The organism is Skermanella sp. (assembly GCF_059503625.1).
The window spans coordinates 1-7865 of sequence record NZ_JCACHA010000886.1 but is presented as its reverse complement, the minus strand read 5'-3'; the positions used below and the strand labels follow the sequence as shown (position 1 = coordinate 7865).

6 protein-coding genes are annotated in these 7865 nt (G+C 64.6%); 1 reads left to right on the top strand and 5 read right to left on the bottom strand.

Going from position 1 to position 7865, the window contains the following annotated elements:
• A partial coding sequence (locus tag AC5JJ6_RS32280; RefSeq protein WP_496045978.1) for an FAD-binding oxidoreductase occupies window positions 1-593 on the bottom strand: 593 nt, incomplete at its 3' end.
• Window positions 594-756: 163 nt separating this feature from the next.
• The gene (locus AC5JJ6_RS32275; RefSeq protein WP_496045977.1) at window positions 757-1344 is read right to left on the bottom strand and encodes an FCD domain-containing protein; all 588 of its coding nucleotides are present in this window, start codon (window positions 1342-1344) and stop codon (window positions 757-759) included.
• Window positions 1345-1570: 226 nt separating this feature from the next.
• On the opposite strand from AC5JJ6_RS32275, the gene lldP reads away from it, so the two are divergent.
• Complete coding sequence (gene lldP / locus AC5JJ6_RS32270) at window positions 1571-3217, top strand: L-lactate permease (RefSeq protein WP_496045976.1); 1647 nt, start codon at window positions 1571-1573, stop codon at window positions 3215-3217.
• 155 nt (window positions 3218-3372) lie between these two features.
• On the opposite strand, the gene AC5JJ6_RS32265 is transcribed toward lldP, so the two are convergent.
• Genes AC5JJ6_RS32265 through AC5JJ6_RS32255 form a run of 3 tightly spaced genes read right to left on the bottom strand, consistent with a single transcriptional unit; the run spans window position 3373 to window position 7746 of the window.
• Entirely contained in the window at window positions 3373-5709 is a 2337-nt protein-coding gene (locus tag AC5JJ6_RS32265; RefSeq protein WP_496045975.1) for a glycosyltransferase family 2 protein, read from the bottom strand.
• Window positions 5706-7088 carry a hypothetical protein gene (locus AC5JJ6_RS32260; protein WP_496045974.1) on the bottom strand — a complete coding sequence of 461 codons (1383 nt, stop codon included), beginning with the start codon at window positions 7086-7088 and terminating at the stop codon, window positions 5706-5708. Before AC5JJ6_RS32260 ends, AC5JJ6_RS32265 begins: the two co-directional genes overlap by 4 nt.
• Window positions 7078-7746: a tail fiber protein gene (locus tag AC5JJ6_RS32255; RefSeq protein ID WP_496045973.1), complete on the bottom strand. Its 669-nt coding sequence runs from the start codon at window positions 7744-7746 to the stop codon at window positions 7078-7080. Before AC5JJ6_RS32255 ends, AC5JJ6_RS32260 begins: the two co-directional genes overlap by 11 nt.
• Window positions 7747-7865: the final 119 nt, after the last annotated feature.

The window sequence follows — 7865 nt, the reverse complement described above, 5'->3', positions numbered from 1 at the left end:
CCTGAAATGCTGGTGCTCCAGCCCGATACCGCTGCACCGGGAATGCGGATGGACCGCCGCATCGAGACCAGCGTCTTGTAGCTGTTGTCGGACGTGCCGCAGCACATGCCGGACGAGTTGTTGGCGGCGATGCCGCCGATCTTGGCGCTGTCGATGGAGGCCGGGTCGGGACCGATCTTACGGGCATAGCTCGCCAGCCGCCGGTTGGCGTCGGCGCCGAGCACGCCCGGCTGAAGCCGGACCAGCGCACCGGCCTTCTCGACCGTGACCCGGTCCCATTTCTCGCCCAGCATCATCAGCACGCTGTCGCTGACCGCCTGGCCGGACAGGCTGGTGCCGGCGGCGCGGAAGGTGACGGGCAACCCGTCGCGGCGGCAGGCGGCGAGCACCGCCAGCACCTCCGCCTCGCTCTCGACCTTGACGACGACCTGGGGGATCAGCCGGTAGAAGCTGGCATCGGTTCCGTAAGCCAGCAGCCTCAAGGGATCGCGGACGACGCGATCGGGACCGAAAAGGCCGGTGAATTCCCGGATGGCGCCGGCATAGGGGCCGGACCCGCGTACCACCGTATCGGATGACGTTCCATCAGGCATGCCGCGACACCCTCGTAGCTGTCGGACGGATGATTCCGGCCGCGTGTTTCCTCACCGTGCGGTCCTTCGATGGAGACCGCTGCCGCAAGGGGGTACGACAAGTTTACCTGTTTAGTAAAGTGGTAAAATTAGTTTCCCAAAACGATACCGGCGCTGCGCAGGGTCATTTCGGCTTACCGGCGACCAGTTTCGCGCCCTGCTGGCGGCGGAGTGCGACTTCTAGCCGCGCATCCGCCCGTTGCGCCTCCCGCAGCGCTTCCATGGTCGACGCCAGATGGGCGTCGGCCGTCGCGCGCGCCGCTTCCGGGTTGCCGGCGGCGATGGCGTGATAGATCGCCTGATGCTGGCGCAGGAAGCTGTCCCGCACGCCCCGGCGCTGATACAGGCTGGTCCGCTCGTAGAAAACGTCCTCGCTCATCATCCTGATGAACTGCTGCATGATCCGGATCAGCACCTCGTTGTGCGACGCCTCGTAGATCGCGAGGTGGAAGGCGGCGTCGGCCGCCGCTTCCTGCGACGGGTCGTCGAGCCCGTGAGCCTCCTCCATCTGGCGCAGGCAGTCGCCCAGCTTCTCGATGTCCGCAGGCGTGCCCCGCTCCGCCGCGAAGGCCGCCGCCGGTCCCGCCATCATCCGGCGGAACTCCAGATAGTCGAAGGCGGTCTCGGGATGGCACTGGAGCAGCCGGACGAGCGGGTCGGCCTTGACTGCGTTTTCTTCAGTATCTTCGGGGTCTTCGGGCGCTGTGTTCATGCCGCGACGATACCGGACCCGGGCACCTGCCTTCAACACCTGCGACAATTACGACACCTCCTGAGATGCATTTTTCGATTTACAAGATCACGGCATTTAAATTATCCACCCCGCAGATTGTCGGTCTAATAAGTTTACCAAAGCCGGCGACGTGGAAATAAAAATCATCAAATGGCCGTCAAGCGCTTGATCGGGCGCCGCCGCGGCAATCCGGAGTGGAAACGATATGCAGCCCTGGATGCAGGTTTACGACCCCGCAGGCAATCTGTGGGTGTCCGCGTTCGTCGCGGCGCTTCCCATCATCTTCTTTTTCGTGGCGCTGGCGGTCCTCCGCATGAAAGGCCACGTCGCGGCGACGATCACGGTCGCCATCGCCCTGGCGGTCGCGATCGTTTTCTACAAGATGCCGGTCGGCCAAGCCCTCGCATCCGCCGGCTACGGCTTCGTCTACGGGTTGTGGCCGATCGCCTGGATCATCCTGACCGCCGTGTTCCTGTACAAGGTCACGGTCAAGACCGGGCAGTTCGACATCATCCGCGCCTCGGTCGTCTCGATCACGGAAGACCAGCGCCTCCAGATGCTTCTGGTCGGCTTCTCGTTCGGCGCGTTCCTGGAAGGCGCCGCCGGCTTCGGCGCACCCGTCGCGATCACCGCCGCCCTGCTGGTCGGCCTCGGCTTCAATCCGCTCTACGCCGCCGGCCTGTGCCTGATCGCCAACACCGCCCCGGTCGCCTTCGGCGCCATGGGCATCCCGATGATCGTCGCGGGCCAGGTGACGGGTCTGGAAGCCTTCAAGATCGGCCAGATGGCCGGCCGCCAGCTGCCGCTGCTGGCCGTCTTCGTCCCGTTCTGGATCGTCTTCATCATGGACGGCGTCCGCGGCGTGAAGGAGACATGGCCGGCAGTTCTGGTGGCCGGCTCCACCTTCGCCTTCGGCGTATACTTCACGTCCAACTTCATCGGACCGGAGCTGCCGGACATCACTTCCGCCCTGATCAGCCTGGTCAGCCTTACCCTGTTCCTGAAGGTCTGGAAGCCGAAGCGCATCTTCCGCTTCGACAACGAAGCCAGCAACGCCAAGCCGGCCGCGGTCGACTACACCCGCGCCCAGGTCGTCAAGGCATGGTCGCCCATCGTCGTGCTGACCGCCGTCGTCACCGTCTGGAGCCTCGCGCCGTTCAAGGCGATGTTCGCCAAGACCGGCTCGCTTGCCTCGACCGTCTTCTACTTCCCGATCGAGGGCCTGGACAAGTTGGTGACCAAGGTCGCCCCGATCGTGTCCTCGCCGAAGCCCTACGACGCCGTCTACAAGCTTGACCTCGTCGCCGCCACCGGCACCGCGATCCTGATCACCGCGATCATCTCCATCGTCTTCCTGAAGATGAAGCCGGCCACGGCGGTCGCCACCTTCGGCGAAACGCTGAAGGACCTCCGCCGCCCGATCTATTCGATCGGCATGGTGCTGTCCTTCGCCTTCATCGCCAACTACTCCGGCCTGTCCTCGACGCTGGCCCTCCTCCTGGCCGGGACCGGCAAGGCCTTCCCGTTCTTCTCGCCGGTGCTGGGCTGGATGGGCGTGTTCCTGACCGGGTCGGATACGTCGTCCAACGCCCTGTTCGGTGCGCTCCAGGCGACGACCGCGCAGCAGCTTGGCCTGTCCGACATCCTGATGGTGACCGCCAACACGACCGGCGGCGTCACCGGCAAGATGATCTCCCCCCAGTCCATCGCGGTCGCCTGCGCCGCCGTCGGCCTGGTCGGACGCGAAGCCGACCTGTTCCGCTTCACCCTCAAGCACAGCCTGTTCTTCGTGGCGATCATCGGCGTGATCACCGTGCTCCAGGCCTACTACCTGACCTGGATGATCCCGTAATCCCTGCGGGCCGACGACATCGACCGGTGTGGACGGTGTTTGCCGGGCCACGGCCCAACCTACAGGCTCCTGCTTGGTAGGTTGGGCCGTGGCCCGACACTTGCCGACCGCCGGTCAAACTCTTCGGCCCCTGGCATCATTGCGTTTCTGGCCGGCTATTCCGCTGCGGCCGGCATGTCGAAACCGCTTTCCCGCAGCATCTGCTCGACGAGCTGCGGCTTCACCGGACGCCACCGGCGGTCGGTCGTGACCTTGGGGCTGGTGTTGCGGTCGTGTATGATCGAGAGATAAAGGTCATGCCGCGCATTGACGGCGATACGCTTCGCCTGCGAACTCCAGACGAAGGCATTGTCCTCGCCGACGGATATGTCCTGGAAGGGCATCCGCCGCCACAACTCCTTCTTGTAGCAGAGCGTTCCGCCGCAGATCCAAGGCGCCTTGCCGTCATACACATAGCGCCAGGCCTTTCCGGTGGACGGCATGAAGAAGTGGACCTTGTCGAGGCCGCAGAGATCGGCGTCATGGCTCCGCAGCGTTTCCACTTGAGAGCTCAGCCATCCGGCGGCCATCCAGTCGTCGTCGTCCCAATGCACGACGATCTCTCCCCGGGCCAGCTTGCAGGCCATGTTCCGCTTCGCCCCGATCGAAGCCGGCCCTGTCGAAGCAAGATCATCGAGCCGCACATAGCGCACCGACGGCAGGTCCGGGATCAGATCGGCAACGCCGGACTCGCCGTCGTCAAGGATGATCAGTTCCCTCGACGGATAATCCTGCCGCAGGAAGTGCCCGATGGCAGTGGGCACGAAGTCCCGGCGGTTCCTGGTCGGCATGATGCAACTGACCAGCGGGAGACCTCTCGGCACGGCGGGCACCGGGCGGGACGGCCCCACCGGCGGGAAATAGAAATCGCTGTCCTCGCCGAGGCAGGAGGGCTTGGGCACTCTCTGCCATCCCGCCTTGTGCGGATAGCTGCCCGCGTCGAACTCCCAACTGTTCCGGCCGTGCCTGACATAGGCGAAGATGTCGCGTCCGCCGACCCGCCCCAGTCTTGCGCCATTGCCCATGGCCCTCAGCATGAAATCGACGTCCTCCCGCAACGAGATGTCCGGATAGGGCTTCGCCCGGTTCCAGACGTCGCGGCGGTACATCAGGGTGCCGCCATGGATGTTCTCGACGAACAGGTCGGCATACAGCTCGGGTGTTACCGACCAGAACTCCCCCGACGGAATGACCATGAACAAGGTGTCGTTGAGGCCGGTAAGGTCCGCGTCCCCTTGCAGGATCGGCATGGCTTGCCGGGTCAGGCGCTGGCTGCCGTGCCAGTCGTCGTCGTCCCAATGGACGATGATCCCGCCGCGCGATGCCTCGACCGCCGCATTGCGCATGCCGCCGATGCTTTCATGCGTGGTGCGGACGACCCGGATGCCGGGATGGCGGACATCCTCCGGCAGATCGGCGTCGTCGTGATGGACGATGATCAGCTCCCGCCGGGGGTAGTCCTGCCGGTGAAAATAGGCGATCGCCTGCGCCACGAACCGGGGCCGGCCGCGCGTGGGCATGATGCAGCTGATCAACGGCCACTCGGACCCGGAGGAATCGCGGGTCGTTTCCGCTGCCGGCGGCAGGGGCAGGTGGAGACGGGTCGAGGCGAACGGTGCGAAATCGGTGCAGTCGTCGCCTTGGCAGTGGTTGCTGTAAGGCATTTCGCCTCCCGGGTACCCGGCACGCCGGCCGCAGAACCGATCCTGATAGAGACGTCTTGCAAGCTCCAGCGCCTGTGGTTCCGCCGCCGCGCGCCAGACGGGGAACGGCGAGCGGTGAACGAAGGAATCCTTGGCCCAGACCCCGGCGAAGCCGGCGCGGGCCGCCCGCGCACTGTAGTCCATCTCCCAGCAGGGGCCGCGGCCATAGGACTGATCTGCGCCGCCGATCGCGGCGACGACATCGTGTCGGACCGCGAGGCAGAAATCCGACAGGCTGTGCAGCGGCGCCATCGACTGCCGCGCCCCCGGGTGGAGCGATCGCAGCGTCTCGGCACGGTTCCCGATCTCGCCGGCGTCGCCGGAACAGTCGGGCGCCGCGCATTGCTCGTTCCAGCAAAGATTGGTCGACGGTCCAGCCAGCCGGGTCGCCGGATCGTCCCGCACCGCCGCGAGAAGCGGTTCGAGCCAGACCGGACCGGGATGCGTGCCGCATTCCAGGAACACGTAGGTATCGGCGGGCCGTGAAACCAACTGATTGAAGCTGGCCGCCGCCCCGCCCGGCGCGGGGACGGCGCAGATACGGGTGCTGCCGGTCGCCGCCAGCACCGTTTCCAGTGCCGCAGCTTCGCCCGGGTCCGGATCCGCCAGGATGATCAGCCTGAACGGCTGCGGCGTGTTTGCGTGCAACGCCGCCAGCGTCGCGGCCAGTCCCTGTGCCGCCGCCGTGACATGCACCCCGATCAGCACGTCGGGCCAGCCGTCCGGCGTCGGTGTCGACATCCAATTCATGGGTTTTGCCAGCAGAACTGAACCGGCACGAGCGAGTCCTTCGCCGTCATGAATTGCAGAACGATCCCCTGGAAGGAAAAGTCCGGTACGTTGATGCTGGCCTTGATCGCGTGGTTGTAGCCGTTTCCCCCTGGTATCAGGGATATGTCGATCATGCCGGGTGTCACGGTGACACTGGGTGGCTCGGGCGGGAAGATCAAAGGCATATAGAGCGGAATGAAATATTTATTTCCATAAAAGTTAATTTTTTTTGATTGAATTTTGACCAATGCTTGCGTGAAGTCGCCTTGGTCATCGTAGAGCAAATAGAAAGTGAACGTCCAGGTCTTGGCCTTTCCGACCGGGCTGGAGAAGATGCTTGTCGACCCCGGCACGTCCGACGCCGGCGGCACCGGCACCGCGCCATAGACGACGATATGGCCGGGGCCGTTGGCATATAGATCGGAAACCTGCACCGTTACCGGCGGCGTGGTGTCAGGTAACGTAACGGTGTCGCAATTCAAACCCTGATATGAGATCGGCTGGATCGGCGTCATCGAGTCCAGCGGCATGGCGACCTGACGGAGATCCGCATGTGCGGTGTGTTCCATGCCGTCGACATTGAGGACGTAACCACCGGGCATTGCGGTCACGTTATCCAACGTGATGTCGGCGCCGCAGGATGGGATGAGTTCGACCTGGATCAGCGGTTCGCCTGGAAATTGCGGTGATCTCTGTAGACGCCCATCGAGATGATCGAGGCAGATCTCGACGGCCCAGGTCAAGCCGACCATGCTGAAAATACCGGCGCCGTCGTAGGCGACTATTTGCCGTTCGGCGCCGGTGGCGGGCCTGCCGGAGGGAAGATGCTCGACCGCGCCCACCACCAAGCTGGCAGGGTTGGCGCTTTCGGCGATGAAGTCGATGTCGGACATCAGCTCTTTCGCGACGATGCGGGCACCGCTGGGTCCCGCCGCCGTAGTGCCGCCTTCCTGGACCAGTGCGAAATTGCAGATCAATCCCGGCTCACCCGGTTCAGGAGATGTCAGGGCCGCGACGATCGTGCCGAACTCGAACACCCAATCCTGCCATTCACCCTGTTTTGCGATATCCTGCAAAGTTGCGATAGCCAGATCGACGTCATCCATCTCATAGGCGCCGGTCGCACCGCGGAAGAAGAACTCGGGCGCCACGAACACGTACAGAACAGCGGCGGGCGGCGAACTTGGCGCGGGGATCATGGTTCGCGCCAGCTCCATCGCTTGCAGCATGAGTTGGCAGCGTGCGGCGATATCCTGCTTGGGATCTTCAAGACCCAGATAGGTTTGACTGCCGCCGGGTCCGAGCTTCGGCGCCGTGTCGATCACATAACCGATGAAGACGATCTGATCATATACCATGCGAGGACCTCCTTGGCTCCGGCCCGGGGCCATGACCTGGAAGCAGGTAGGGCCACATCGCGGAGGTGAATTTTATGATGAAATTGACGTAGATATTGACCGGGCGGGTCTCGTACTGGCTGACCTGGACCGCGGCAGCTCCGGGTGTCGTGGCCGGATCGCCGGTGGTGAGCTGCGTCTCGCCGGTCACTGTGCCGTTGACGTCGCCGCTATCCGAAACCGCGACTGCCGCCGCCATCTTGTAGTTGTGTTCATGGGTTTGCAGCGCGAAGCCCTGGGTCGAGCCGACACCGGCCTGCGATCCTCCGGGCGGTGCCTTGCGCGAGGCCGTATCCGGATCCACGCCGTCGGCGCCATTGAGTCCGCGCAGGAAGTAGCCGGCATAGTTCGGGATGTTGAAGCTGCCGCCGCTGCCGCCATACAGATAACCCAGTACCGCGAACAGTTCCGGGTAAGCCGAGCCGTCGAGGCTGCGGCCGTCGCACGCCATCCAGCCCCAGGCTTCGATGGGCGAGGTCGTCCCGACCGCGGCGGCGCCGGCGGGTCCGGGGGGAGCGGGATCGCCCAACTGTCCGGCGAAGGCAACGACCGATCCGACCGGCGTATCGCCGGCAGGCTGCGCCGGGAAGCGATGCGCCATCCCAGGGTGATCGCTCATGCGTTTCGTCCTCCCGCGCCGGGTTCGCACGAGACGCCGCCGTCAAGGGTGCCGGCGCCGAGCGGATCGAGGATGCGCATCGCCGTCGGCACCAGGACTTCCCACGGTTCCCCGACCCG